This window comes from Acidovorax sp. (assembly GCF_046339755.1).
GTDB lineage: Bacteria > Pseudomonadota > Gammaproteobacteria > Burkholderiales > Burkholderiaceae_C > Acidovorax.
In genome coordinates, this window is sequence record NZ_JBKDTZ010000199.1 from 1 (window position 1) to 25,012 (window position 25,012).

General features: G+C 67.7%; 21 protein-coding genes, 1 tRNA gene and 1 pseudogene. 12 read left to right on the forward strand and 11 right to left on the reverse strand.

All coding sequences use genetic code 11. From position 1 onward, the window contains the following. The 3 genes from ACK59X_RS16185 to ACK59X_RS16195 form a co-directional block, all read left to right on the forward strand. Nucleotides 1-222 (forward strand): tetratricopeptide repeat protein (locus tag ACK59X_RS16185; RefSeq protein WP_409958759.1); only part of this gene is annotated, 222 nt, incomplete at its 5' end. 68 nt (nt 223-290) lie between these two features. Beyond that, complete coding sequence (locus ACK59X_RS16190; protein ID WP_409958796.1) at nt 291-1,106, forward strand: ThiF family adenylyltransferase; 816 nt, start codon at nt 291-293, stop codon at nt 1,104-1,106. Between the two features lie 55 nt (nt 1,107-1,161). Next, nucleotides 1,162-1,237 (forward strand) — tRNA-Lys (locus ACK59X_RS16195). 66 nt (nt 1,238-1,303) lie between these two features. Here ACK59X_RS16195 and ACK59X_RS16200 read toward each other — a convergent pair. Beyond that, a complete protein-coding gene (locus ACK59X_RS16200) occupies nt 1,304-2,389 on the reverse strand; it encodes a helix-turn-helix transcriptional regulator (RefSeq protein ID WP_409958761.1) in 1,086 nt (361 codons plus the stop codon). A 241-nt stretch (nt 2,390-2,630) separates the two neighbouring features. Here ACK59X_RS16200 and ACK59X_RS16205 point away from each other — a divergent pair, with 241 nt between their 5' ends. Next, nucleotides 2,631-3,086 (forward strand): PA14 domain-containing protein, encoded by a 456-nt coding sequence (locus ACK59X_RS16205; RefSeq protein ID WP_409958763.1) that lies wholly within the window; start codon nt 2,631-2,633, stop codon nt 3,084-3,086. A gap of 36 nt (nt 3,087-3,122) precedes the next feature. Continuing rightward, nucleotides 3,123-5,018, forward strand: a complete 1,896-nt coding sequence (locus tag ACK59X_RS16210; RefSeq protein WP_409958765.1) for a glycosyl hydrolase family 18 protein — start codon at nt 3,123-3,125, stop codon at nt 5,016-5,018. 96 nt (nt 5,019-5,114) lie between these two features. On the opposite strand, the gene ACK59X_RS16215 is transcribed toward ACK59X_RS16210, so the two are convergent. Beyond that, nucleotides 5,115-6,215 (reverse strand): helix-turn-helix transcriptional regulator, encoded by a 1,101-nt coding sequence (locus tag ACK59X_RS16215; protein ID WP_409958767.1) that lies wholly within the window; start codon nt 6,213-6,215, stop codon nt 5,115-5,117. 205 nt (nt 6,216-6,420) lie between these two features. Between ACK59X_RS16215 and ACK59X_RS16220 the strand changes: the two genes are divergently transcribed. Next, the gene (locus tag ACK59X_RS16220; RefSeq protein WP_409958768.1) at nt 6,421-7,119 is read left to right on the forward strand and encodes a hypothetical protein; all 699 of its coding nucleotides are present in this window, start codon (nt 6,421-6,423) and stop codon (nt 7,117-7,119) included. Nucleotides 7,120-7,167: 48 nt separating this feature from the next. On the opposite strand, the gene ACK59X_RS16225 is transcribed toward ACK59X_RS16220, so the two are convergent. Beyond that, nucleotides 7,168-8,535 (reverse strand): M12 family metallo-peptidase, encoded by a 1,368-nt coding sequence (locus tag ACK59X_RS16225; protein WP_409958770.1) that lies wholly within the window; start codon nt 8,533-8,535, stop codon nt 7,168-7,170. Nucleotides 8,536-8,946: 411 nt separating this feature from the next. Here ACK59X_RS16225 and ACK59X_RS16230 point away from each other — a divergent pair, with 411 nt between their 5' ends. Beyond that, complete coding sequence (locus tag ACK59X_RS16230) at nt 8,947-10,638, forward strand: long-chain fatty acid--CoA ligase (RefSeq protein ID WP_409958772.1); 1,692 nt, start codon at nt 8,947-8,949, stop codon at nt 10,636-10,638. Between the two features lie 297 nt (nt 10,639-10,935). On the opposite strand, the gene ACK59X_RS16235 is transcribed toward ACK59X_RS16230, so the two are convergent. Beyond that, the gene (locus ACK59X_RS16235; RefSeq protein ID WP_409958774.1) at nt 10,936-11,304 is read right to left on the reverse strand and encodes a PilZ domain-containing protein; all 369 of its coding nucleotides are present in this window, start codon (nt 11,302-11,304) and stop codon (nt 10,936-10,938) included. Nucleotides 11,305-11,471: 167 nt separating this feature from the next. Here ACK59X_RS16235 and ACK59X_RS16240 point away from each other — a divergent pair, with 167 nt between their 5' ends. The 3 genes from ACK59X_RS16240 to ACK59X_RS16250 all read left to right on the forward strand — a co-directional run bounded on the left by ACK59X_RS16240 (nt 11,472) and on the right by ACK59X_RS16250 (nt 15,941). After that, entirely contained in the window at nt 11,472-14,423 is a 2,952-nt protein-coding gene (locus ACK59X_RS16240) for an EAL domain-containing protein (RefSeq protein WP_409958776.1), read from the forward strand. A gap of 117 nt (nt 14,424-14,540) precedes the next feature. Then, nucleotides 14,541-15,320, forward strand: coding sequence for a 2OG-Fe dioxygenase family protein (locus ACK59X_RS16245; RefSeq protein WP_409958778.1), 780 nt, complete (start codon nt 14,541-14,543; stop codon nt 15,318-15,320). Nucleotides 15,321-15,503: 183 nt separating this feature from the next. Beyond that, nucleotides 15,504-15,941, forward strand: a complete 438-nt coding sequence (locus ACK59X_RS16250; protein WP_409958780.1) for a universal stress protein — start codon at nt 15,504-15,506, stop codon at nt 15,939-15,941. 122 nt (nt 15,942-16,063) lie between these two features. On the opposite strand, the gene ACK59X_RS16255 is transcribed toward ACK59X_RS16250, so the two are convergent. The 4 genes from ACK59X_RS16255 to ACK59X_RS16270 all read right to left on the reverse strand — a co-directional run bounded on the left by ACK59X_RS16255 (nt 16,064) and on the right by ACK59X_RS16270 (nt 19,899). Further along, a complete protein-coding gene (locus ACK59X_RS16255; protein ID WP_409958782.1) occupies nt 16,064-17,047 on the reverse strand; it encodes a tripartite tricarboxylate transporter substrate binding protein in 984 nt (327 codons plus the stop codon). A gap of 166 nt (nt 17,048-17,213) precedes the next feature. After that, the gene (gene bktB / locus ACK59X_RS16260; protein ID WP_409958784.1) at nt 17,214-18,398 is read right to left on the reverse strand and encodes a beta-ketothiolase BktB; all 1,185 of its coding nucleotides are present in this window, start codon (nt 18,396-18,398) and stop codon (nt 17,214-17,216) included. Between the two features lie 183 nt (nt 18,399-18,581). Next, the gene (locus tag ACK59X_RS16265) at nt 18,582-19,352 is read right to left on the reverse strand and encodes an SDR family NAD(P)-dependent oxidoreductase (RefSeq protein ID WP_409958786.1); all 771 of its coding nucleotides are present in this window, start codon (nt 19,350-19,352) and stop codon (nt 18,582-18,584) included. A 28-nt stretch (nt 19,353-19,380) separates the two neighbouring features. Continuing rightward, nucleotides 19,381-19,899 carry a MarR family winged helix-turn-helix transcriptional regulator gene (locus ACK59X_RS16270; protein WP_409958788.1) on the reverse strand — a complete coding sequence of 173 codons (519 nt, stop codon included), beginning with the start codon at nt 19,897-19,899 and terminating at the stop codon, nt 19,381-19,383. Nucleotides 19,900-19,969: 70 nt separating this feature from the next. Here ACK59X_RS16270 and ACK59X_RS16275 point away from each other — a divergent pair, with 70 nt between their 5' ends. Continuing rightward, nucleotides 19,970-20,866, forward strand: coding sequence for an EamA family transporter (locus tag ACK59X_RS16275; RefSeq protein WP_409958790.1), 897 nt, complete (start codon nt 19,970-19,972; stop codon nt 20,864-20,866). Here the strand turns inward: ACK59X_RS16275 and ACK59X_RS16280 are convergent. Beyond that, entirely contained in the window at nt 20,863-21,525 is a 663-nt protein-coding gene (locus ACK59X_RS16280; protein ID WP_409958798.1) for an RluA family pseudouridine synthase, read from the reverse strand. The two genes, ACK59X_RS16275 and ACK59X_RS16280, sit on opposite strands and share 4 nt — an antisense overlap. Beyond that, nucleotides 21,512-23,683 (reverse strand): ATP-binding protein, encoded by a 2,172-nt coding sequence (locus ACK59X_RS16285; protein ID WP_409958792.1) that lies wholly within the window; start codon nt 23,681-23,683, stop codon nt 21,512-21,514. Before ACK59X_RS16285 ends, ACK59X_RS16280 begins: the two co-directional genes overlap by 14 nt. Before the next feature lie 228 nt (nt 23,684-23,911). Here ACK59X_RS16285 and ACK59X_RS16290 point away from each other — a divergent pair, with 228 nt between their 5' ends. Then, nucleotides 23,912-24,577, forward strand: coding sequence for an NAD(P)H-dependent oxidoreductase (locus tag ACK59X_RS16290; protein WP_409958794.1), 666 nt, complete (start codon nt 23,912-23,914; stop codon nt 24,575-24,577). A 109-nt stretch (nt 24,578-24,686) separates the two neighbouring features. Here ACK59X_RS16290 and ACK59X_RS16295 read toward each other — a convergent pair. Then, nucleotides 24,687-25,012, reverse strand: a pseudogene (locus tag ACK59X_RS16295) (MFS transporter); the annotation flags it as partial.

Below are 25,012 nucleotides of genomic sequence, written 5' to 3' on the forward strand. Positions count from 1 at the left end.
GCGGCGCGCGACTACCAGGAAGCGATCAACAACTTCAAGGCCCTGCTGGCCGAGGCGCCCACGCATGCGCGTGCGCCTGAAGCTGCGCTGTCGATCGCCAACTGCCAGGTGGAGCTCAAGGACGCCCGCGCCGCGCGCAAGACGCTGGAAGACCTAGTCAAGGCCTATCCACAGTCCGAGGCGGCCATGGCTGCCAAGGAACGTTTGGCCCGCATGAAGTGAGCACCGAGGACGCGATCCCCGAAGCACCGGAATCGTTGGCCGAGAGCGAAGTACTCGCTCCTGTGCCCATGGTTCCGTTTGGCGATGATGCGCATGACGAGGTCACGCAGCGCCGCTTTGGCGGGCTGGAGCGCCTGTATGGCGTGGAAGGTGCCAGGCGCATCCGTGCCTCGCACGTGGTGGTGGTCGGCATCGGCGGCGTAGGCTCCTGGTCGGCCGAGGCACTGGCGCGCAGCGGTGTCTCGCGGCTTACCCTGGTGGACCTGGACCATGTGTCCGAGTCCAACATCAACCGCCAGATCCATGCCCTGTCCACCACGGTGGGGCAGGCCAAGATCGAGGCCATGCGCGACCGCATCGCGCTCATCAACCCCGAATGCGACGTGCGCTGCATCGACGAGTTCGTGGAGCCCGGCAACTGGCCGCAGCTGCTGGGCAGCGACCCGGTGGATGCGGTGATCGACGCCTGCGACCAGATCAAGGCCAAGACCGCCATGGCGGTGTGGGCCCGCGCCACTGGCGGCCATGCCTTCATCAGCGTGGGCGCGGCCGGCGGCAAGCGCCAGGCGCACAAGGTGGACATCGAGGACCTCGCCGCCACCACGCACGACCCCTTGCTCGCGCAGATGCGCTACCAGTTGCGCAAGCACCATGGGGCCCCGCGCGAGGGCCGCAGGATCGGCATCACCTGCGTGTTCAGCCGCGAAGCGGTGGCCCAGCCCGATGCCTCGTGCACGGTCGAAGCCGGCGGTGATGGCTCGCTCAACTGCCATGGCTACGGCTCGGTGGTGGCCGTCACGGCGACCTTCGGTCAGTGCGCGGCAGGGTGGGTGATCGACCGTCTGGCGGCCGGTCCGCAAAAAGTGCCAAAAACCAAGCTATAATCTGAGGCTTTGCAGCATCTGCAGTTCAGCAATGAACCGCTGGCGTTGCAATGATGGGACGTTAGCTCAGTTGGTAGAGCAGCGGACTTTTAATCCGTTTGTCGTGGGTTCGACCCCCGCACGTCCCACCAAGATCCGCAAGGCGCTGCAGCTCTCAAGGCTGTAGCGCTTTTTGCTTTGTGCTCTCGGCGAGGGGGTCAACCGCCCTGGCGGGCCGTCAGCCACGCCATCAATTCCCCCCGGTCCTGCACGCCCAGGCTGTTGTAGAGCTGGCGCCGGTGGTAGACCACGGTGTTGGCGCTGATGTGCATGCGCACAGCGACCTGGGACTCGGGCAACCCGAGTGCCAGCCAGTACGCGAGCTCCTGCTGGCGCTGCGACAGCCCCTGGGTTTGCAGCAAGGCCTGCAGGCGTGCCTCGCGCGGCACGCTCTGCGTGATGTAGATCCCCACCGCCTGGCCCATGCCCGTGGCGGCTTTCATGGGGGTCGCGCGCACCGAAAAATAGCCGTGCACGGTGCGCAGCTCCCTGGTGGGGAGCCCCGGGAGGTGCTGTCCTTGCAGGCGCTGCAGCAGTTCGTGCAGTTCCTGGGGCAGCCCTGCGCCGCGCCGCCAGCGCCAGCCGAAGGCCAGGGGCAGCAGAGCCTCGGCTTCGGGCGACAGCCATAGCAAGCGCCCCTGGGGGGTGGTGATGAGCATGCCCTGGCTGTGCGCCTCGCTGGCTGCAGTGCCTTGCGCGCCGCTTTGCAGAATGTGCGCCAGATAGGGCTCCAGCCGCGCCAGCAATGCAGCGTCGCGGGGCCCGAAGGCCGGCGATGCCGCTTCGCGGTAGAACTTGAGCGTGCCTATGCCTTCGCCGTCGGGGGTGCGCAGCACCAGGCTCATGCAGTCCACGGCCCCCATGGGTCGCATCACCACGTTGTAGAAGTCGCTGCGCTGCAGCTCTGGCATGGGTACGCGCACGAGCTGGTCGAGCAGTTGGGGCCCCTGTTCGTGGCGCACCGCTCCGTCAAAGTCGCGCGAGCTGCGCACCAGCACCTGGCGCTCGCTGCGCAGGATGCGCGCGTCGAAATAGTCGGCCACCACCGATTGCACGGCCGGCACCTCCATGTGCACCCCCAGCTCACCTCCATCCGCAGGGTACATGTATGCACTGGAGTCGAAGCCGAGAACACCGTGCAGCGTCTCCAGCAGGGGGACGATCATGGGTGGCCCGCCCGCTTCCATGCGGGTCATGTGCTGCAAGCGTGCAAAGGCTTGCTGGGTGGAACTGGGCGAGGGCATGTCGGCTGCGGTCCGGTGAGGCGGTCGTGGGAGCGAGACCCCGAATCTAGGGGCCGTGCCGCGCAGGGTCAACACACCGGCGCAACACCCTATCCGCCGAGGGTGGGGTGCGCGCCGCTGCGGGCCTGTAGCCTGCGCCCCGGTGAAGCACATCTGGTCACGGTGCCGCGCAAGCCTTGCCTGCGGGTCCGGATGCCTTCCGATTTCCCTTGCCCCCATCCATCCACCAAGGAGTTTCTCCATGACTGCCCTTGATGCCGCGGCCCCTGGTCGCGCCCTGACAACATGCTTGCGACGCTGGCTGGCCGCCTCGCTCTTGCTGCTTGGCGCCAGCCAGGCCATGGCGCAGCCGCAGTGCACACCCGGCCAGTGGCTGGCCGAGTATTTTCCCAACATCCACCTGTCCGGGGCACCCGCGCTGCAGCGCTGCGAAGCCGGCCCCATCGATCACTATTGGACTGGCCGCAATGGCAGCCCGGATCCGGCAAAGCTGCCGGTGGACGGGTTCTCGGCACGCTGGACCGCGACGCTTGCGTTCCCCGGGGGGGCGACCCGGTTCATCACCTTCACCGACGACGGTGTGCGCGTGTCGGTCGATGGCCAGCGCGTGATCGACAACTGGACCCGGCACGGCATCACCATGGACAGCGCCACCGTGCCCCTGGCGGCCGGCCCGCACACGGTGCTCATGGAGTAATTCGAATCCGTCGGCGAGGGCCTGGAGCAGTTGGTCATGGAGAACACGTCGCCGGCGCCGCCCGCGCCACCGCGCATTGCCTCCTTCGTGGCCCAGCCCGGCAGCATCGATCTGGGCGGTAGCAGCACCCTGGGCTGGAACGTGGACAACGCCACAGCTTGCACGGCCTCGGGCGGGTGGAGTGGCGAGCGGCCCACCAGCGGCAGCACCAGCGTGAGCCCGGGTGCCACCACCACCTACAGCCTCAGCTGCCGTAACGCCGCTGGTGCCAGCGTGAGCGCTTCGACCACGGTGGCGGTGCGCAATGCCCCGCCACAGCAACTGCCCACCATCGACAGCTTCGCGGCCACGCCCGCCCGCATCGCCGTGGGTGACAGCACCCGCCTGGCGTGGCGTGCGAGCAATGCCGCCAGCTGCACCGCGTCGGGCGGATGGACTGGCGCGCGCGCGATCCAGGGCAGCGAACTGGTGCAGCCCCAGGCCAGCGCCTCCTACACGCTCACCTGCGCCAACAGCGCGGGGCAAAGCGTGACGGCCACGGCCCAGGTCGCGGTGGATGCCGTCAACCCGCGCCCGCCGGTCGGCGGCCTCACGGCGCGCGCCACACCCCAGGGCGTGCGGCTGGAATGGAACCCCGTGACCAAGAGCGGCAAGTGGGTCAACGGCTACTACACCGGCTGGTTCTGGGAAAACTACCCGCCCGAGGCCGTGGACATGGGCACCATGACGCATTTCATCTTCGGCCGCTATGCGCCCGGCCTGGGGTCGTTGCCCGGTGGCCGAGCGGGTGAGCTGATGGAGGGGGCCGGCACCGCGCACACGATGGCGGAGGATGCCCTGATCGCCAAGGCCCATGCGGCCGGCACCAAGGCCATCATGATAATCGGCGGCGAATTCGACGGCCCCGGCTTCATGGCTGCCACGGCCAATCCGCAGATCCGTGCGGTCTTCATCAAGAACATCCTCGACAAGGCCGAGCAAAAGGGCTACGACGGTGCCGACATCGACTGGGAGGAAAACCTGGACACCGCGCAAGGCCGCGCCCAGGCGCTGGCGCTGCTGCGCGAGTTGCGCACGGCTGCCCAGCAGCGCCCGCGCTACCAGGCCAGCCCGTTTGAGATCAGCTGGCCCGGTTTCTGGGTCAACACCAATTTCCAGGAGATCCTGCCCTGGCACGTGGAAGTGGCCCACGCGGTGGACCGTTTCAACCTCATGACCTACAGCATGGCCGGGGACTGGGGCGGCGGCTGGCTGTCCTGGCACCACTCGCCGCTGTTCGGTGCGGCCCCAAGCCATCCCACCTCCATCGCCTCCACCGTGCAGGCCTACCTGAACGCAGGCGTGCCGCGCTCCAAGCTGGGCATCGGCGTGGGCCTGTACGGCCTGTTCTACAACAACCCCGTCACCGGCCCGCGCCAGGCCGCGACCAGCGGCTCCAACGGTGGCGACGGGGTGAACAACTACCGGCGCCTGCTGGAGGACAACGCCTTCGGCCAGCCGGGCGCCGTCTACCACTGGGACGATGTGGCCAAGCAAAGCTACATCAGCTACAGCCAGCCCTGGTGGCGTGCCAGCGATGCGCCCGTGACCTACCTGAGCTATGAGGACGAGCGCTCCATCGCCGAGAAAGGCAAATGGGTGCATGAGCAGGGCCTGGGCGGCACGCTGGTGTGGACCATCAACTATGGCTACCTGCCCCGGCAGGGGGGCACCAACCCGCCGATGCAGGCCGTCAAGCAGGCCTTCATGGCGGCCAGCGCCTCGGGCTACCGCGTGTACCGCAACGGGGTGGCCATCGCCACCGTGGCCAGCGGCGCCACCTACACCGATGCCTCGGCACCCAGTGGCAGCCACAGCTACCAGGTGGCCATGCTCGATGCGGCAGGCAACGAGGGGCCGCGGTCGGCAGCGGTGACCGTGCTGGTGCCCTGATCCCGGCGCTGCACGCCATGCAAAAGCCCCCGGTGCTTCCTGGCTCCGGGGGCTTTTTTTGCGAAAAGGCTATTCGGTGTGCATTCGTGAATTAGTTCACGCTTTCCCGCCAATCTGCGCCAGCAGCTCTTCGCGCCCCATCACGCCCAGCCGGTTGTAGAGTTGGCGGCGGTGGTACACGGCGGTATTGAGGCTGATGCCCATGCGCTGGGCGATCTGCGATTCGGGCAGGCCCCGTGCCAGCCACCAGGCCAGCTCGTGCTGGCGCTGCGGCAGGCCCAGCCTCTGCAGCGCCGACAGCAGCCGCACGCCGCGCGCCACGCGCCGCGTGATGTGCAGTGCCACGGCCTGGCGGTCCTGCCGGGCCTCGGGTGCCGGGGCCAGGTGCGTGGCGCGCAGCGAGAACCGGCCCTGCGCCGTGAGCAGCTCCATCGTGGGCAGGGCCATTTGTTCGGGCTGCTCGGGCTGCTGCGCGTTCAGCCGCCGCAGCAATTCCTGCAGCGCGGGGGGCAACTGGGCGCCGCGGCGCCAGCCCCAGCCGAAGGCCTGGGGCATCAAGGTCTCGGCCTCGGGCGAGAGCCACATCATCCGCCCCTGCGGCGTGGCGACCAGCACTCCCTGGCTGTGCACCTCGCTGCCCTCGGCATCGCGCTCGCCCTCCTGCAGTGCGCGTGCCAGGTGGGCTTCCAGCCGGGCCAGCAGGGCGGCATCCTGCGCGGAAAAGCCGGTGGCCGCATCCCGGAAAAGATGGATCACACCCAGACCGATGCCTTGCGGCGTACGCAGCACCAGGCTCATGTAGTCCTTTGCTCCGGTAGCGCGCATCACCGCCTCGTAGTAGTCGCTGCGCTGCAATTCCGCCATGGACACTGCCATGTGTTCGCGCATCAGCCGGGGGCCGTGCTCGTGGCGCACCACCTCGGCAAAATCGCGCGGGCTGCGCACCAGCACCTGGCGCTCGCTGCGCAGGATGCGCGCGTCGAAGTAGTCCTGCGCCACGGACTGCATGGGCTCCTGTGCGTAGTTCATCAGTTCGCCATCGCTGCCCGGGTACAGCATGCAGCCGAAGTCAAAACCCACCACGCGGCGCAACTCCTGCAACACGGGCTCGATCAGTTGCATGCCGCCTGCCTCCAGGCTGGCCAGGCGGTGCAGGCGTGCGAGGGCATGGCGGTCAGGGCGGGTAGCGGAGGGCATGGCGGGTAAAAAAACAAGGAATGGAAGGCCGCGAATCTAGAAGCCGCCTGGCACTCGGTCAACGCCGCGTGCGGGCCGCCTGCAACACCCCATCCCCCCTGGGTGGGGCGCGCCGCCGGGTTCACGGGTAACTTGGGCTGGCATGCATTCTGGTGCCTGGTTCGTGCCGGGCGCGTCCATCGATTACCACCCACCAGGAGCTGACGTGACATCCGTCCTGTTTTCCCGCAAATCTCGGGCCGCCGCCGGCGCGCTCTCCCTGGCGTGCCTGGCGGTGCATGCCCAGGTAGAAATCATCGAACCTGTGGGCGACTTCGAGTTTGGCAAGGTGGCCATGCATTCATCCGCCACGCAAAGCCTGAAGGTGGCCAACCGCGGCCCGTCTCCCGTGCAGTTGGGCAAGGTGATCTCCAGCACCGCAGCGGTCTCGCCGCTCTGTGTCGGCATCGGTTGCACGGTGGTCATTTCACGCGACTTCACCATCCCCGCGGAGTCGGATGGCTGCAGCAACACCTTGCTGCAGCCGGGGGCTGTGTGTTCGGCCCTGGTGCGCTTTACGCCCTCGGGCCCGGGGGGCCGCGTATCCCAGTTGAATGTCTTCAAGCCCCATGCGGCCTATGAGTTCCGGGGGCTGGGCGGCACGGGCGTCTCCGAGCCGCTGGACTGCGTGCTTGACTGGGCCGAAAGGACCTTTCCCCAGTTGCTGACCAGTCCGACCATGACCTCCGCCGTGCCGCCCTACCACCTGCGCTGCTATGCCAAGGGGGCGATCTGCGTGGGTGCCGATGTCGAGAACCCCGCGTTCGTCATGCCCAGCGTTTACGTTTACCAGGCCCAGGCCGATCCGGCGCTGCAGCGCCTTGACATGCTGTACTCGCTGTCGCGCCTGGCGCAGTGCCAATGATGGACAGGCCTGCCGGGGGGCCATCCGGCTGGGGCAGGCCCAACGGCTTCAGAGGTATTCCAGCCCCTGGCTGCTGAGCCCGACCAGGTTGATGTGCGCGGCATTGAGGTCCAGGTTGGCCGCAGCCACTGCGAACGATGCATTGGTGTAGGCCCCCGACTTGATGACGCCTGCCAGCGCCTGGACCGTGCCGGCATCGGCCGCAACGCCGGTCAGGTTGGCATAGAGCAGGCCCACCACCTGCTCGGGCGTGGCCGAGGCGCCCAGCAAGGCGTTCAGTCCCAGTTGCGCCACCTGCAAGGGGGTCGAGCCTGCGTCCACGGCCTTGAGCACGGTGCCCACCAGGCTGCGGTTGTTCAGTGCGGCGGGGCCGACCAGCGCGCCGAGCATCCGTGCGGCCGTACCGGCAGCCCCGTCCAGATCGAGCGCCACGTAACCGTCCGCGAACTTGATCCGCTCGATCTGCAGCAGCGTGTCCAGGCCATCGCGGTTGGGGACCCCGTCACCCAGCGTCCAGCCGCCGGCGCTCGTGGGTTGCAGCGCGTAGTCACCGCGGTTGCCCCGGGCGATCAGGGTGTCCAGGCCACCCAGGCCGTTGAAGGACTCGTTGGCATTGGTGCTGACGAAGATGTCGGCGCCCGCCGTGCCGGTTGGCGTGGTCGGGGTCGTCGGAGTGGTAGGTGTCGTGGGCGTGGTCGGGGTGGTGGAGAAGGTCAGCGTCGGGCCATTGGCCGAGTTGAACCCATAGGTGCCACCCAGGCCGTCGCGGCCGTAGATCCAGTCCAGCGCCAGCAGGTCGTAGGCCTGGAACGTGGTCTTGGGCGAGCCTGCATCCGTGTACGACATCACGGTGTTGTTGGTGTTGTCCTGCGAGGCCGGCAGGGGCCGTGGCGAATCGAAGGGGTGGGCCAGGCCCAGGGCATGGCCCACTTCGTGCAGCAGCACCTCGTAGCCCACGGTGCCGGCATTGGGCGTGTTGTTGATGCGGGCGTGCTCGACGTTGTCCAGGTAGATCACGACCTCCGCGTTGAGGGAGGTCAGCGTCTGCTCCGACCCGGAATAGCCGTAGTTGTAGAACGATGAAGCCAGTCCGGCGGTGGTGGGGCCCTGCAGGTTGGTGGCCGCGAAATGGATGTCCGCCTGCGCGGAGCTGCTCACTTCGGTGAAGGTGATGCCGGTGACCTGGCCTGCGTAGGCCATGATCTGGCGGGCGGACTGCACCTGCCCAACGTTGAACGCCGTGAGCGCCGTATTGGAATCCTGGTCGGCCACGCTGCCGGCCCGTACGTCGAAGGTGTAGTACAGAACCTTGCGGCCATCGGGAAAGAAATTCCACGGCGCAGGGTTCTCCAGCAGGGAGTCGGCCTGCGGGTTGCCGGAGAAGCGGATGTTCTGGAGGTCGGAAACGGTGGCCATGGTGGTGTCGGGTTTATTGCGGTTGGGTGGTGGCAACTGGCTGCCTTGCGCCACCGGATGCGGCTTTGCAGCAGCGGCATCCGACACCGGTGGAGGCGCTCGTCTGCGAAACTGCAGAGCAAGGGTTTACCGAGGATACGGAAGCACAGGCCGGAATTTATCACCGGCGCGCGCCAGCCGCTGTGACGAAAAGCACACTCTCGCGGCTTCTGTTCAGGCCACCAGGGTGTGCCTGTCAGGGATTCCACCTGTGGGCTGCGGACCTCGCGCAAGGCGGTCTGCACGGCCATGGCGTCGGTCACCTGCGCGACCCTGCCTAAGTGGCATCCCCAATGCCACGGACGGGCCCCGCCCCTAGGCTCTGGAGCTTAAGAACAGGCTCTAAGGCCAACACCCCTTTCCAAACCATCCATGTCCACACGCTCCCACCACGCTTTCTGGCCCCGCCGGCTGCCCCATTCGATCACCCTGCCTGCCACCTCGCTGTGGGACAACCTGGCCACCAACGCGCGCCGCTACCCGGACAAGACAGCGCTGGTGTTCTTTGGCCGGCAACTGAGCTACCGGGCCCTGGCGCAAGGGGCCGAGCGGCTGGCGGCGCGGCTGGTCGAGCTGGGTGTGCAGCGCGGCGACCGCGTGGTGCTGTGCATGCAGAACTGCCCGCAGCTGGTGATGGCGCACTTCGCCATCCTGCGCGCCAATGCCGTGGTGGTGCCGGTCAATCCCATGAACCGGGCCGAGGAGCTCAAGCACTACATCACCGACCCCGACACCAAGGTGGCTTTCATCACCTCCGACCTGGCGCCCGAGCTGGCCAAGGCCAGCAATGCCCTGGCACCGGGCGAGCGCCTTGCGCACATGGTGGTCACGCATTTCACCGATGCCTTCGATGCCGAGGTGCAGGGCGCCGATGCACCGCCCGACGCCTGGAAGGAATGGCTGTGCACGCAGCATCCCGCGCCTGCGCTGGACGGCGGCACGGTGCATGCGTGGACCGACGCGCTGGCTTGCAGCGGTGAGGCGCCCGCCCTGGCGGTGGGCCCCGCCGACCTGGCCCTGCTGCCCTACACCAGCGGCACCACGGGCCTGCCCAAGGGCTGCATGCACCTGCACAGGAGCATCATGCACAACGCCGTGGCCAGCGCCCTGTGGGGCACTGGTTCGGTGGACAACGTGACGCTGGCGGTGGTGCCCATGTTCCACATCACGGGCATGGTGAGCGTGATGCATGCCGCCATCTACACCGGGGCCACCCTGGTGGTCATGCCGCGCTGGGACCGCGACCTGGCCGGGCGCATGATCTCGCGCTACAGGGTGACGAACTGGACCAATATCCCCACCATGGTCATCGACCTGTTGAACAGCCCGAACTTCGCGAGCTACGACCTGTCGAGCCTGGTCTACATCGGCGGCGGCGGCGCCGCCATGCCCCAGGCCGTGGCCCAGCGCCTGCTCGAACAATACGGGCTGCGCTATGCCGAGGGCTACGGGCTCACGGAGACCGCCGCCCCCTCGCACACCAACCCGCCTGATCACCCCAAGCAGCAGTGCCTGGGCATTCCCTTCGTCAGCACCGACGCGCGGGTGGTGGACCCCGACACGCTGCAGGAGGTGGCTGTGGGGGAGCAGGGCGAGATCATCATCCATGGGCCCGAGGTGTTCGAGGGCTACTGGAAGCGCCCGGATGCGACCGCCAGCGCCTTCATCGAATTCGAGGGCAAGCGCTTCTTCCGCTCGGGCGATCTCGGGCGCGTGGACGAGGACGGCTACTTCTTCCTGACCGACCGCTTGAAACGCATGATCAATGCCAGCGGCTTCAAGGTCTGGCCGGCCGAGGTGGAGGCGCTGATGTTCCGCCACCCCGCGATCCAGGAGGCCTGCATCATCTCGGCGCGTGACGCCTACCGCGGCGAGACCGTCAAGGCCGTGGTGGTGCTGCGCCCATCGCACAAGGACACCACCGAGCAGCAGGTCATCGACTGGTGCCGCGAGAACATGGCGGTCTACAAGGTGCCGCGCATCGTGCAGTTCGTCAATGCCTTGCCCAAGAGCGGCAGCGGCAAGGTCATGTGGCGTGCGCTGCAGGAGGCGGAAGCCGCCTGAGACCCGCGCGGCCATACCGGGCGTCAGAAGGCCGTCCATACGGATTCGTCTTCGAGCGCGAATCCGTATCAGTTGCTCATTGCACTGCGCGCCACCCACGACGCATGAAACTGGCGCAGCCAAGGCCAGTGCCCCCGTGCAAGGGCCGCCAAGCTGTGTAGGCGGCGCTTCGCTTGCGTGCACTGGGGGCTGAGTGCCGCGGCTACAAGCCTGCCTGCGCAGGCTTGGACGTGCCCGAAGAGCCACCGCCTGTGGCGGTGGCATCGAGGCGCGAAGCGCCTCAGGGGGGTTTTCAATTCAATGGGCGGAGTGCGTCAACTCTGCCAGATCCCGTTCCAGCAGCGCCGGATCACCCAGTTGCAGCTCGATCAGGCGGCGCAGGTGGGTTACGCTGTCGAGGTCGATGGAGCGGCACAACAGGCCGGTGTGCAGCCCCTCGAGGTGCGCCACCTCGCAGGACATGCCGATGTGGTTGCCGGTGTCGTGCAGCGGAATGGTGAGCTGGCACAGCATGCCTGCGTGCACGTTCGCCTGGGCGGGCAGGGAGATCAGCGCCCCTTTGAGCGACAGGTCCTGCACATGCACACTGAATGCATTGCTCGCCAGTGTCAGCAGCGCGGGGGCATCGAATTGGACACGGACGTAGTGGCGGCGTTCGTGGGGCATGGCTGTCTCCGGGGAGTTTGACGCATGCTACCCCAAGGCCTGAAAAGCTGCGCAAAAAAGAATCGTGCCAAAGGTCCAGCCATTGTGTTCGGGTTTTTGTAACTTTTGGATGTTTTGGCAACCATTGGTTAACATAGTGCTTTCAGCCACTGTGGGGATTCCCGATCGTGAGTTCACGCAATTTCCGGTGGCATTGCCGATGGGTCGGCGGGCTGGTTGGCGCCCTGTGGGCGCTGCTGCCTGTGTGCGCCAGCGCCGCTGCGCCGGTGCGGGAAGTGCGCGTGGGGGTGTATGCCAACGAACCCACGGTGTTCATGAACCAGCACGGCAGGCCTGCGGGCATCTTCGTGGACCTGCTCAACCTGGTGGCCGAGCGCGAGCGCTGGGCCTTGCGTTATGTGCCGTGCGAGCTGCGTGCCTGTCTGGATGACCTGCGCAATGGCCGCCTGGACCTGGTGCCCGACGCCCCGCGTGCACAGACGCGCGAGGCATATTTCGATTTCACCGCGCAGCCCCTGGTGGAGACGTGGTCCGAGGTGTACCGCCAGCGGTCCTCGTCGATCCAGTCGGTGCTGGACCTCGATGGCAAGCGCGTGGCCGTGCAGCGCGGCACGCTGCAAAGGGACCACTTCGTCGAGCTGACCCGCCGCTATGGGCTGCAGGTCATGGTGGTGGAGGTGGATGCGCCGGACCAGGCCTTCAGCGCCGTGGGCGGCAGCAATGCCGAGGCGGCCATCTCCAACCACCTGTTCGGCAGCTCGCATGCCAGGGGCCACGGGCTGGTGGATGCGGGCATCGTGCTCCAGCCGGGCGGGCTGTATGTCGCGACCGGCAAGGGCCGCAACCCCGAGCTGCTGGCCGCCATCGACAAGTGGGCGGCGCAGTGGCGCAACGGCTCCGATGCCTCGTATGCACAGGTGATGCGCCGCTGGGTGGCCGCACCACCCGCCAGCGCCATCGGGCGCCCCGTGCTGTGGGCCGCGGCGGCACTGCTGCTGGCGGCTGTGCTCACGGCCCTGGCGGTCTTCGTGCGGCGCCGGCCCGCAACGGGGAGAGCCCGGCGCTGGCGCGCCAGCGAGCACAAGTTCGGCACCATCCTCGACAGTGTGGAGGCCTTCATCTACATCAAGGACACGCAGCACCGCTACCTGTACGCCAACCAGCACATGCTGGCACTGCGACCCGATGCCGCCGCAGACCTGATCGGTGGCGATGACAGCGCGATCTTCGATGCGGCCACAGTCCGCCAGCTGACGGCCAACGACCGCCTGGTGCTGGAGCGCGGCGAGCGCATCGAGGTGGAGGAAACCAATACCTTCCATGATGGTTCGGTGCGCACCTACCTGTCGGTGAAGATTCCGCTGCGCCGCAAGGACGGCAGCATCCATGCGCTGTGCGGCATTTCCACCGACATCACCGACCACCGGGGGGTCGAGGAGTCGCTGCAGATCGCCGCCATCGTGTTCGAGTCGTTCGAGGGCATGGTGGTCACCGGGCCCGACCAGCGCATCCTGCAGGCCAACACCTCCTATGCGCGGCTCACCGGGTATTCGGTGGCGGAACTGGTGGGCAAGACCCCGGCGCTGCTGCAGTCCGGCCGGCACGACCAGACCTTCTACCGGACCATGCACGAGGCGCTGCAGTCGGTGGGTTCCTGGCAGGGCGAGGTATGGAACCGGCGCAAGGACGGCGAGGTCTACCCGGCCTGGATCACCGTCACTGCCGTGCGCTCGGCGCAGGGCGCCATCACGCACTATGTGGGCACGCAGACCGACATCTCCAGCCGCAAGGCGGCCGAGGAGGAGATCCGCCTGCTGGCCTTCTACGACCCGCTCACGGGCCTGCCCAACCGCCGACTGATAGCCGACCGGCTTCAGCACAGCCTGGCGGCCAGTGCGCGCACCGGTACCGGGGGGGCACTGCTGTTCGTGGACCTGGACAACTTCAAGGACCTCAACGACACCCAGGGCCATGAGATCGGCGATCAGTTGCTGTGCCAGGTGGCGGCACGGCTGGGCGAATGCGTGCGCAACGGCGACACGGTGGCGCGCCTGGGGGGAGACGAGTTCGTGCTGCTGCTCGAGGGCCTGAGCGCGCTGCCGCACGAGGCCGCCTCGCAGGCCGAGGTGGTGGGCCGCAAGGTGCTGCATGCCCTGGGGCAGAGCTACCAGCTGGGTGGCCGTGCGCACCACGGCTCCTGCAGCATTGGCGTCACGCTGTATGCCGACCCGCACACCACCGTGGACGAGTTGCTCAAGCGCGGCGACATGGCCATGTACCAGGCCAAGGGGGCGGGGCGCAACACCCTGCGCTTCTTCGACCCGCGCACGCAGGCCGCCGTCACGGCGCGCACCGCGCTCGAGGCCGGCTTGCGCGAGGCCTTGCGCGAGGGCCAGTTCCTGCTGCACTACCAGCCGCAGATCAGCCAGTCCCATGGGCTGGTGGGCGCCGAGGCACTGCTGCGCTGGGAGCACCCGGAACGCGGCCTGGTGCCGCCCGCCGAGTTCGTGCCGGTGGCCGAGGCCTGCGGCCTGATCGTGCCGCTGGGCGCCTGGATCCTGCGCGCCGCATGCCTGCAACTGGTGGACTGGGGGCGCGATGCGGCCAGCGCCCACTGGACATTGGCGGTGAACGTCAGCGCGCTGCAGTTCCGCCATCCGCACTTCGTGCAGGACGTGGTGGAAGTCCTCAAGAGCACAGGCGCCAACCCCATGCTCCTGAAGCTGGAGCTGACCGAGTCGCTGCTGCTCGACGATGTGGAAGAGATCATCAGCCGCATGACCACATTGCGGGCGCTGGGCGTGCGCTTCTCGCTCGACGATTTCGGCACGGGATACTCCTCGCTCAGCTACCTCAAGCGGCTGCCGCTGGACCAGCTCAAGATCGACCAGAGCTTTGTGCGCGACCTGCTCACCGACCCGAACGACGCCGCCATCGCCCGCACCATCGTCAACCTGGCGCACAGCCTGGACCTGGGCGTGATCGCCGAAGGGGTGGAAACCCCCGAGCAGCGCGACATGCTGGCCAGCGTGGGCTGCCTGCACTACCAGGGCTACCTGTTAGGCCGGCCGGCTCCGGCCAGCGCGCTGCCGCGCATTGCGGCGCAGGTGGCGGCCTGACCACGTTCTGAAAGGGCGCATGCGGGTTGCGCTGTGTCATCCCGGACGCTCGCCGATGGGCCGCTGGCACCCCGGCCATCGGCGGTACCGGCGGTTAAGCCTTATGCTCGGGCCTCTATGGCCCAAGTCACTTTCTCCCCCCCGTTCACCCCGCCTGCCGAGACCGCGAACCAGCTGCGCGGCGCGGGCTTCGCCGTGCTCTCGCCCGCCGACGTGGCGGCCTGGATCGGGTGCCCTCTTTCTGAGTTGCTGGCCCTCAACGCCGACTGGCAGGGCTTGCCGCCCGATGAGTTCCTCAAGGATGGTGGGCGCTATCGGCGCCGGCGCCATTCCTGCTTTGTGGTGCAGGGCGGACAGGTGCAGCAGGTACCGCACCGGGCACACTGGCAACCCGTGGAGTACAACGCACTGCACGGCGGCATGGAGCGCTGGTTTGCGCCCATGAAGGCCGCCACCGTGGCGCAGCCTGCGTGGGGGCAGTTGCTGCAGGCCTTGGCCCGGGTGTCCGACGCGGTGTTTGCCCACGGCCAGGCACCGCAGCCCTGGTCGGTGGAAGCGCACCAATTCCGCATCGACACCGAAGGCGGCATCGGCCGCCCCACCCCTGAAGGCGCGCACCGCGACGGCGTGGACCTGGTGGCCGTGTTCCTGGTGGCGCGCGAGGGCATCAAGGGCGGCGAGACCCGCGTGTTCGAGGCCAAGGGCCCCAGCGGCCAGCGCTTCACGCTCACCGAGCCCTGGTCGCTGCTGCTGCTGGACGATGCGCGCATGATCCACGAGTCCACCCCCATCCAGCCCATCGCCCCGGGCGGCTACCGCGACACGCTGGTGGTCACCTGCCGGCGTGGCGGCTTTCAAGGGGCGGATGTGCTGGGGCAGGCCGATCCGATCGTGTAGGACAAGGCATCGTCATGGCGCGCAAATGGCAGGATCGAGCGCCTGCCGTTTGATGTCGATCAAGATGCGATGTATGGTGCAGGTTCACACTGTCCCTCATCGCACCAGAGGCGGTGCCAAGGGCCAGCGGAAAGCTGGCTGCGGATACCGCCGAGGGTGCATTCAACACAAGGAGAAGACACCATGTTCAAGCACATCCTGGTTCCCATTGATGGTTCCGACATCGCCTCGCTGGCGGTGGCCAAGGCGGCGGGCCTGGCCAAGACCTTCGGCAGCGCCGTGACCGCCTTGTACGTGGTGGACCCTTATCCGTTCACCGGCGTCGGCGCCGATTTTGCCTATGGCCAGGCGCAGTACCTGAGTGCCGCCACGGCCGAGGCCAATGCAGCGCTGGACAAGGCGCGCACCGAACTCACCGCCGCCGGTGTGCAGGTGAGCACCGTGGTGGGTGAAGGCCATACGGTGCATGACGGCGTACTGAGCGCAGTGCTGAGCACCGGGGCCGACCTGGTCGTGATGGGCTCGCACGGCCGCCGCGGCCTTGAAAAGTTGGTGTTGGGCAGCGTCACGCAGCGCGTGCTGGGCTCGGTGCACGTGCCGGTGCTGGTGGTGAGGACCTGAGCCTCGGCGCTGAGTTGGTGCTGCACTTCTGGCTTTGCGCCGGAACAAAAAAAGGCTCCAGGAAGGAGCCATTTTTTCTTCGATGCAGCGCTTCGGGAGGGCTTTTGGCGGCTCCTACACTGTTACTCGATCTTTGCGCCGGAGGCTTCCACTATGCCCTTCCACTTGGTGTAGTCGGCCTTGAGGAAGGTGTTGAGCTGGGCTGCCGACATGGCTTCGGGTTCAGCACCCTGGGCGTGGATGGCGGCCTTCATCTCTTCGGTGGCCAGGAGCTTGTTGATCTCGGCGTTCAGCGCCGTGACCACGTTGGCTGGCGTGCCGGCGGGGGCGAACACACCGTACCAGGTGCTCACGTCGAAGCCCTTGAAGCCGGATTCGGCCACCGTGGGCACGTCGGGCATGGACGAGCTGCGCTTGGCCGAGGTCACGGCCAGGGGGCGCAGCTTGCCCGACTTGATCTGGCCCATGGCCGAGGGCACGGAGGACATCAGCAGGTCCACGTTGCCGGCCAGTGCATCCATGAGGGCGGGGTTCGAGCCCTTGTAGGGGATGTGGCTGAGCTTGATGCCCGCAGCCTTCTCGAACAGGTCGCCCGCCAGGTGGATGGAGGTGCCGTTGCCCGGCGAGCCGTAGGTGACGGTGCCGGGGGCTGCCTTGGCGGCGGCCACCACGTCGGCCAGGGTCTTGTACTTGGAGTTGGCGCTGGTGGCGATGACCACCGGGGTGTAGGCCACATGGGCCACGGCGGTCAGGTCCTTGGTCGGGTCCCAGGGCAGGTTCTTGTAGAGCCAGGGGCCGATGACCAGGTTGTCCTTCTGGCCCATCACGATGTCATAGCCGGTGGGCGCTGCCTTCACGGCTTCGCCGATGCCGATGGTGCCGCCCGCGCCGGCCTTGTTGTCGGCCACCACGGTCCACTTGGCGCTTTCGGTCAGCTTGGTGGCAACCAGGCGCGACAGGATGTCGGTGCCGCCGCCGGGCGGGAAGGGCACGATCAGGCGGATGGGCTTGTTGGGGTAGGCGGCAGCAGGGGCGGGCGCCTGGGCGTGGGCGGTGGCGCCCAGGGCGAGGGCCAGCGCGCTGAAGGAAATCAGGGTGCGAATCATGGTGAAAGATGTCTCCGTCGGTTCAATGGGGGAGCCGCCGCAACGGGCATGCTCCACTCTGCCGGTCTGGGCCAGCACCTCGCCATGATCGCTGATCGGGCGTGGATGCTGCCTTGCCAATGCAGGGTGGCGCCATCGCCGCTGGCGATGGCAGCCTGCGCGTGGATCAGACGCGTTCAAAAATGGCGGCAATGCCCTGGCCGCCGCCGATGCACATGGTCACCAGCGCATAGCGGCCCTGCACGCGCTGCAGTTCGTGCAGTGCCTTCACGGTGATCAGCGCGCCGGTGGCGCCGATGGGGTGGCCCAGCGAAATGCCCGAGCCATTGGGGTTGACCTTGGCGGGGTCCAGGCCCAGGTCCTTGGTGACGGCGCAGGCCTGGGCGGCGAAGGCCTCGTTGGCCTCGATCACGTCCAGGTCGTTCACTGTGAGACCGGCCTTCTTGAGCGCCAGCTGTGTGGCCGGCACGGGGCCGATGCCCATGTACTTGGGGTCCACACCGGCATGGGCGTAGGCCACCAGGCGCGCCAGCGGCTTGGCGCCGCGCGCCTTGGCGGCGCCGGCTTCCATCAGCACCACGGCGGCGGCCGCGTCGTTGATGCCCGAGGCATTGCCAGCGGTGACGGTGCCGTTCTCCTTGATGAAGACCGGCTTGAGCTTGGCCATGTCGGCCAGCGTGGCGCCAGCGCGGAAGTGCTCGTCGGTCGCGTACTGCACGTCGCCCTTCTTGGCTTTAAGGGTGACCGGCACGATCTGGTCCTTGAACAGGCCGGCCGCCGTGGCGCGCTCGGCGCGGTTGTGGCTTTCCACGGCCAGCTGGTCCTGGTCTTCGCGGCTGATGCCCCACTTGGCGGCGATGTTCTCGGCCGTCACACCCATGTGGATGGTGTGGAAGGGGTCGTGCAGCGCGCCGATCATCATGTCCACCATCTTGGTGTCGCCCATGCGGGCGCCCCAGCGCATGTTCAGGCTGGCGAACGGGGCACGGCTCATGTTCTCGGCGCCGGCACCGATGGCCACGTCGGTATCGCCCAGCAGGATGGACTGGCTGGCATTGACGATGGCCTGCAGGCCCGAGCCGCACAAGCGGTTCACGTTGTAGGCGGGCGTGCCTTCGCCGCAACCGCCGTTGATGGCAGCCACGCGCGAGAGGTACATGTCCTTGGGCTCGGTGTTCACCACGTGGCCGAACACCACGTGGCCCACGTCCTTGCCTTCCACGTTGGCACGGGCGAGCGATTCACGCACCACGAGGGCGCCCAGTTCAGTGGGAGCAATGTCTTTGAGGCTGCCGCCAAAAGTACCGATGGCGGTGCGCACTGCGCTGACGACGACGACTTCACGGGTCATGGGAGTCTCCTTGGAAAAATGGAATGCTATGGGCTTGCAACGCCTGGATGGCAGACGCTGGCAGCTATGAAAACAAGGGCGGCTGAAACTGGCGCGCGACAGGCCAGTGCCGCCGTGGAACTGGCTTTGCCAGGCCACTGGCGGCGTCCCCCTGGGGGGAAGACGCGAAGCGGCTCAGGGGGGTCATGCTTCTCTTACATCGGCCACCGGGTTGGTGCCGAAGTCAGCGCGGTCCAGCCAGGCGAGCACGCGGGTGGCGGCGTCGGCGGGCGATGTGAGCTGGCCACCCGTCTTGAGGTTGGCGAAATTCTGGCGGTCCGGGAAGGCCTCGGGTGCGGCACCGCGCAATTGCACCTGCATGTCGGTGTCGATCACGCCCGGAGCCAGCGAGCATACCTTGGCGCCGTGGGGCTTGTGGGCTTCGTCCAGCGCCACGCAGCGCGTGAAGTGGTCCATGCCGGCCTTGGCCGCGCAGTAGGCCGCCTGCGAGGCCATGGCCTTGCGGCCCAGGCCCGAGGAAATGTTGAGCACCTTGCGCGCTGCGCCGGTCCAGCCCTCGGTGGCACCGAGGAAGGCGGCCGTGAGCTGCATGGGGGACTCCAGGCCCACGCGCAGGGCGTTGGCGAGGTCGGCGGCATCGCTGTCCGACAGCGGGGCGATGCGCGGAATCACCCCGGCGTTGTTGATCAAGGTGGCGCTGGCGAAGCGGCCGGGGGCCTGCGCGGCCAGCCAGTCCTTGAGGCGCGCGACGGCCTGCTCGCCCTGGGCAAGGTCCAGCTGCCACTGCTCAAGCGTGGCGCCCGAGGCCTTGGCGGCGGCAGTCAGTGCGTCCTGGCTGCTGCGGGCCAGGCTGATGAGGGTGTTGCCGGGGTGTTGCAGCAGCTGCTGGGCCATGGCCAGGCCCATGCCGCGCGAGCCGCCGGTGAGGATGAAGAGGTGTTGGGGTTGGGACATCCCGCCATCCTACTGCGCTTGCGCGCCATCAAGTGTCACCGGGGGATTCGAGCGCTGCCAGCAGCAGCGCCAGCCGCGCATCCAGCGCCGCCAGGTCGGCCGCCTTCATGGGCGCCAGGATGCGGTGCTCGTTTGCCACATGGGCCTCCACCGCGCGGTCGATCAGTTCCAGGCCCGCGGGCGTGAGCTGCACCAGCATGCTGCGCGCGTCCTCGGGGTTGGGCAGGCGTGCCACGAAGCCACTGGCTTCGAGCTTGTTCATGCGGTGCGTCATGGTGCCCGAGGTGACCATGAGCGTGGAGAACAGCGTGGTCGGCGCCAGGCAGTAGGGCGCGCCCGAGCGGCGCAGCGTGGCCAGCATGTCGAATTCCCAGAAGCTCAGGCCGAACTCCGCAAAGGTCTCGTCGAGCCGGCGCTGCAGCAGGGCCGCGCAGCGCTTGATGCGGCCGATGGGGCCCATGGGGCTCACGTCCAGGTCAGGGCGTTCGCGGTGCCATTGGGCCAGGATGGCGTCGACGGCATCGGGCGGGGTGGAGGGTGCGGGCATGGTGGTGCAGATTGTCTTGATTTCAAGATTTTATGGTACAGTGATTTATCTTGAATTGAAGATAAATGCCATGACCGAATCTCCCTCCAGGATCGCCTGGTCCGATGTGCTGCTGACCGCGCTGGCGCCTGCCATCTGGGGCTCCACCTACATCGTCACCACCGAGCTGCTGCCGCCGGACCGGCCGTTCACCGCCGCTCTGCTGCGCACCTTGCCTGCCGGCCTGCTGCTGGTACTCTGGTGCCGCCAGGCCCCCGCGCTGCGTGACGGGCGTGGCTGGGGCCGCCTGCTGTTGCTGGCAGCGCTCAACCTGGGTGTCTTCCAGGCTTTGCTGTTCGTGGCGGCCTACCGGTTGCCGGGCGGGGTGGCCGCGGTGGTCGGTGCCATCGGGCCGCTGCTCATGATGGGCCTGACCTGGGCGGTGGACCACCGCCGGCCTCCGGCGCTGGCCATGGTGGCCGGTGCACTCGGCGTGGCGGGCATGGCGGCGCTGCTGCTGTCACCCGGCGCCGCGTGGGACATGGTGGGCGTGGCGGCCGCGCTCACCGGCACGTTGTGCATGGCGCTGGGCACCTTTCTGGCGCGGCGCTGGCAGTCGGGCGGCCTGCCGGTGCTGGCCTTCACAGGCTGGCAACTGCTGGCTGGCGGGCTCATGCTGGCGCCCGTGGCCTGGGCGCTGGACCCACCGCTGCCCGCTCTCACGGTAACCCAGGTAGGGGGCTATGCCTACCTGGGCATTGCGGGTGCTTTGCTGGCCTATGCGCTGTGGTTCCGCGGCGTGGCACGGCTGCCCTCCATCGCCGTGTCGTCGCTCGGATTGCTGAGCCCGGTGGCGGCAGTGCTGCTGGGCTGGGCGCTGCTCGGGCAGGCCATGCGTGGGACCTCACTGGTGGGCGTTGTGGTGGTGCTGGCCAGCATCCTGGCCGTGCAGTGGGCCATGGCGCGGCAGGCCGAGCGCACGGCTTAAAAATTGGGCGGCAGATGGAATTGCAAGGTTTCGCCGGTGGCAGGGTGCGCCAGCGCCAGATCGCTCGCATGCAGCAGCAGGCGCGACGACCGGGCTTGCGTGGCGGCATCGGCATACAGCGCATCACCCAGGATGGCGTGGCCCACGGCGGAAAGATGCACGCGCAACTGGTGGGTGCGGCCAGTCACGGGTTCAAGCAGCACGCGTGTCGTGTCGGCCAAGGGGTCGTGCGCCGCGGCATGCCAACGGGTCAGGCTGGGCTTGCCCGCAGCGGCGTCGATCACGCGCAGCGGCCGGCGCTCCCAGTCGGCAGCAATGGGCAGGTCGATCTCGGCCCAGGTGCTGTCATCGCGCTGCTCCATGTGCCCCTGCACCACCGCCACATAGCGCTTGTGCACCTGGCGCTGCTCGAACGCAAGGCTGAGCTGGCGTTGCGCATCGATGTGCCGCGCCATGAGCACCAGGCCCGAGGTGGCCTGGTCCAGCCGGTGCACGATGAGCGCGCCGGGCCAGCGCTGCTGGGCGCGGGCGCTCAGGCAGTCCTGCTTGTCGGGGCCGCGACCGGGCACGCACAGCAGGCCTGCCGGCTTGTGCAACACCAGGATGTCCGCGTCTTCGTGCAGCGCCTGCACGGGCAAAGTGCCCTCAGCCGGCGCCATGGCCATGGATGAGCCGGTGCACCGTGGCGACCAGTTCCTCCACATCGTTGGGTTTGTGGATCAGCGCGCTGGCGCCTTCGGCCATGGCGGCCTGCTCGATCTCGGTCGTCACGTAGCCCGAGGCCAGCGCCACCGGCAGGTCGGGGCGTATCTGGCGCGCCTCGCGCACCAGGTCGGTACCGACGAAGCCGGGCATGTTGTAGTCGGTCACCAGCAGGTCGTAGCGTTGCGGATCCGCCTGCAGGGCGGCCGTGGCCTCGTGCGGATCGGTGTAGCCGCTCACCTCGTAGCCGCGGCGGCGCAGCAGGCGCTGCACCAGAAAGACCAGGGCCTGGTCGTCGTCCACATACATCACATGCGGTTTGCGCTGGTCGGCCGGGGCGGTCTCCAGCGGTGCGGGGGCTGGCGGCGGCACCAGCGGCGTTGCGGGTTCTGCTGGCAGGGTGGCAACCGGGAAGTACAGCGTGAAGCGGCTGCCGTGGCCGGGGATGCTGCTCACGTCCACCGCGCCTTCGTGCGTGCGCATCACGCCATGCACCACGGCCAGGCCCAGGCCCGTGCCCTGGCCCACGGGCTTGGTGGTGAAGAAGGGTTCGAAGATGCGCTGCAGCGTGGCCGCATCGATGCCAGGCCCGTTGTCGCGCACCGCCAGCGCCACGTAGTGGCCTTCGGCCAGCCCCAGGCGCTCGCTCAGCCGCTGGTCGGGCTGAATGGCCATGGCCTCCACATGGATGCTGCCGCGCGCGTTGCCGATGGCGTGGATGGCGTTGGTGCACAGGTTGAGCAGGGCCTGTTCGACCTGGGTGGCATCGGCCAGCACCGGGGGCAGGTCGAGCTGCAGCTGCATGTGCAGTTCGATGGCCGGGGGCAGGGTCACGCGCAGCAGGCGCTCGGTGTCGTGCACCACCTCCACCAGCGGCACGGCGGTGCGCTGGGGCGGCTCGTTGCGGCTGAAGGTGAGGATCTGGCGCACCAGGTCGCGTGCGCGGCGCCCGGCCTTCTCAATCTCGCGCAGGCTCTCCAGCGCGGGCGAACCGGGGGCGCTGTCGGCCTTGGCCAGCTCCACATTGCCCAGGATGGCGCTCAGGATGTTGTTGAAGTCGTGTGCGATGCCGCCGGCCATGGTGCCCACGGCCTGCATCTTGTGCGACTCGCGCAGCTGCGCCTCCAGCTCGCTGCGGTGCGCCTCGGCCTTCTTGCGGCCCGTGAGGTCGCGCGCGAACACGGTGGTGGTCTCGCCCTCGGCGTGGCGCTCGAACGATACGCTCACCTCCACGTCCAGCTCCTTGCCGCTGGCCGTGAGCGCCGTCATCTCCCCCAGCATGGCCTGCGTGGTCAGTTGCGCAAACGTCAGGCCCTGCGACGCGCCGGGCAGGAAGCGTTCGAGCGGGCTGCCCAGCGCATCGCTGGCGCTGCACTGGAACAGTGCCGCCGCCGGGGGGTTGAACACGGTGATGCGCTGGTGCTGGTCCACGCAGATGATGGCGTCGAGCGCGGAGTTGATGATCGCTTCCAGCCGCTTCTCGCTGGCGTACAGCTGCTCGTTGCGCTGTTGCAAGGCCTGCGCGCTGTACTGCAGTGCCCGGCGCTCGGTGAGCAGAGGCCCTTGGTCGATCACCGCACAAAGGTACTGCGACACGGGTGGGCCACCGCCGGCCTGGGGGGCCTCGATGTGGGCGATGTGCAGGTCGCCCTTGATGCGCTGCTCGTCGCCGATGTCGAACACCACCTCGGTCACCTCGCTGCGGCCCAGGTTCTCGGCCTGGGCGAAGGCGTTGTGCACGCGGTCCACATCGGCCGCGCTCACGAAGGGCATCAGGGCCGTGAGGGGCCGGTCGCGCTCCGTAGGCTGGAAGGAACGGTGCGCCATGGAGTTGGCCTGCACCACCATGTCGTGCTCGTCGATCACCATCAGCGCCAGCGGCATGCTCGCAAACAGGGTCTCGAAGCGCTCCGAAGCGCCCTCGGCCATGGCCTGGCTGTAGCGCAGCACCTTGTTCTGGCTTTCGAGCTCGGCCTGGTAGGCGCGCAATTCGGCCACCAGGCCCTCGGCCGGGCTGCCGGCAGTGCCCGCCGTGCCTTCGGTGGCCGCAGCCGTATCCGCCGCCGTTGGCGAACGCCGGGAAGGGTCCAGGAAAGACAGGTCCAGTTCACTCATGGACAGGGGGGATCAACGGGGCGGCACCGCGCGATGGGGAGGTGGGAAGGAAAACAAGTGTAAGCCTGCCTGGAGTCCCCATACCGCGCATGGGCGGCGCGATTGTTGACCGAATCCGAACAATCCTTTTCCCATACAGGGCTTACTGAACAGATGGTCAGTAATTACAGTTCATCCATTGGCATTTCGGTGCCATCCATCCACCCAAGATACTTCAGGAAATCTGCCATGACTGCCACCGCCGACCACACCACCGTCGCCAACCCGCTGCTCGACAAGCTGCAATGGCGCTACGCCGCAAAGAAGATGGACCCCGCCAAGAGCGTGCCCGCCGACAAGGTAGAACGCATCCTCGAAGCCGCACGCCTGGCACCCACCTCCAGCGGCCTGCAGCCCTTCGAGATCATCGTGGTGACCGACCCCGCCGTGCGCGCCCGCATCCAGCCCATCGCCTGGAACCAGGCGCAGATCACCGATGGCTCGCACCTGCTGGTCTTCGCGGCCTGGGACAACTACACGGCCGAGCGCATCAACATGATGTTCGACCTGACCAACGAGCAGCGCGGCTTCAAGAACGAAGGCTGGGAAAACTACCGCCAGATGCTGCTCGGGATGTACCCGCAGCGCGATGCTGAAGTGAACTTCCAGCACGCCGCCCGCCAGGCCTACATCGGCCTGAGCGCTGCCCTGATGGCTGCCGCCTTCGAAGGCGTGGACTCCACACCCATGGAAGGCTTCGATCCCAAGGCCCTCGATGAGATCCTGGACCTGAATGCCCGCGGCCTGCGCAGCGTCGCCATCATGCCCCTGGGCTATCGCGCCAGCGAAGGCGACTGGCTGGTGAACCTCAAGAAGGTGCGCCGCCCACGCGAACAGTTCGTCACCGAAGTGTGATGGAAGGCGCCGGCCTGTCCGAGGCCGGCCCGGTTGCATATCTCTCTCCTCCGCCGTCTTCATTCAAGACGTTCACCCGCCCTCCGCGCAAGTGGAGGGCGGTTTTTTTTCAGCCCGCGGGTCTGGGCGCATCGCTGACCTGGCGCAGCGGCGTGAGCACGAAGGCCAGGGCCACCAGCACTACCAGGGCACCACCGCTGGCTGCGAAAAGCTGCGTGAGCGTGATGCTCTTCATGAGCCAGCCCGTCACGGCCGCCGAGATCGGCGCCAGCCCCATGAAGATGAACATGAACAAACCCATGGCCCGGCCCATCAGCATGGGCGGCACGCGCTGCAGGACCCTCGAGTACACCCGCACCAGCGTGACGCCGCACAGCAGCCCCAACTCCCGCTGCAGGCCAGCCCCCTGCCAGGGGGCGACGAGCATGCGCAGCG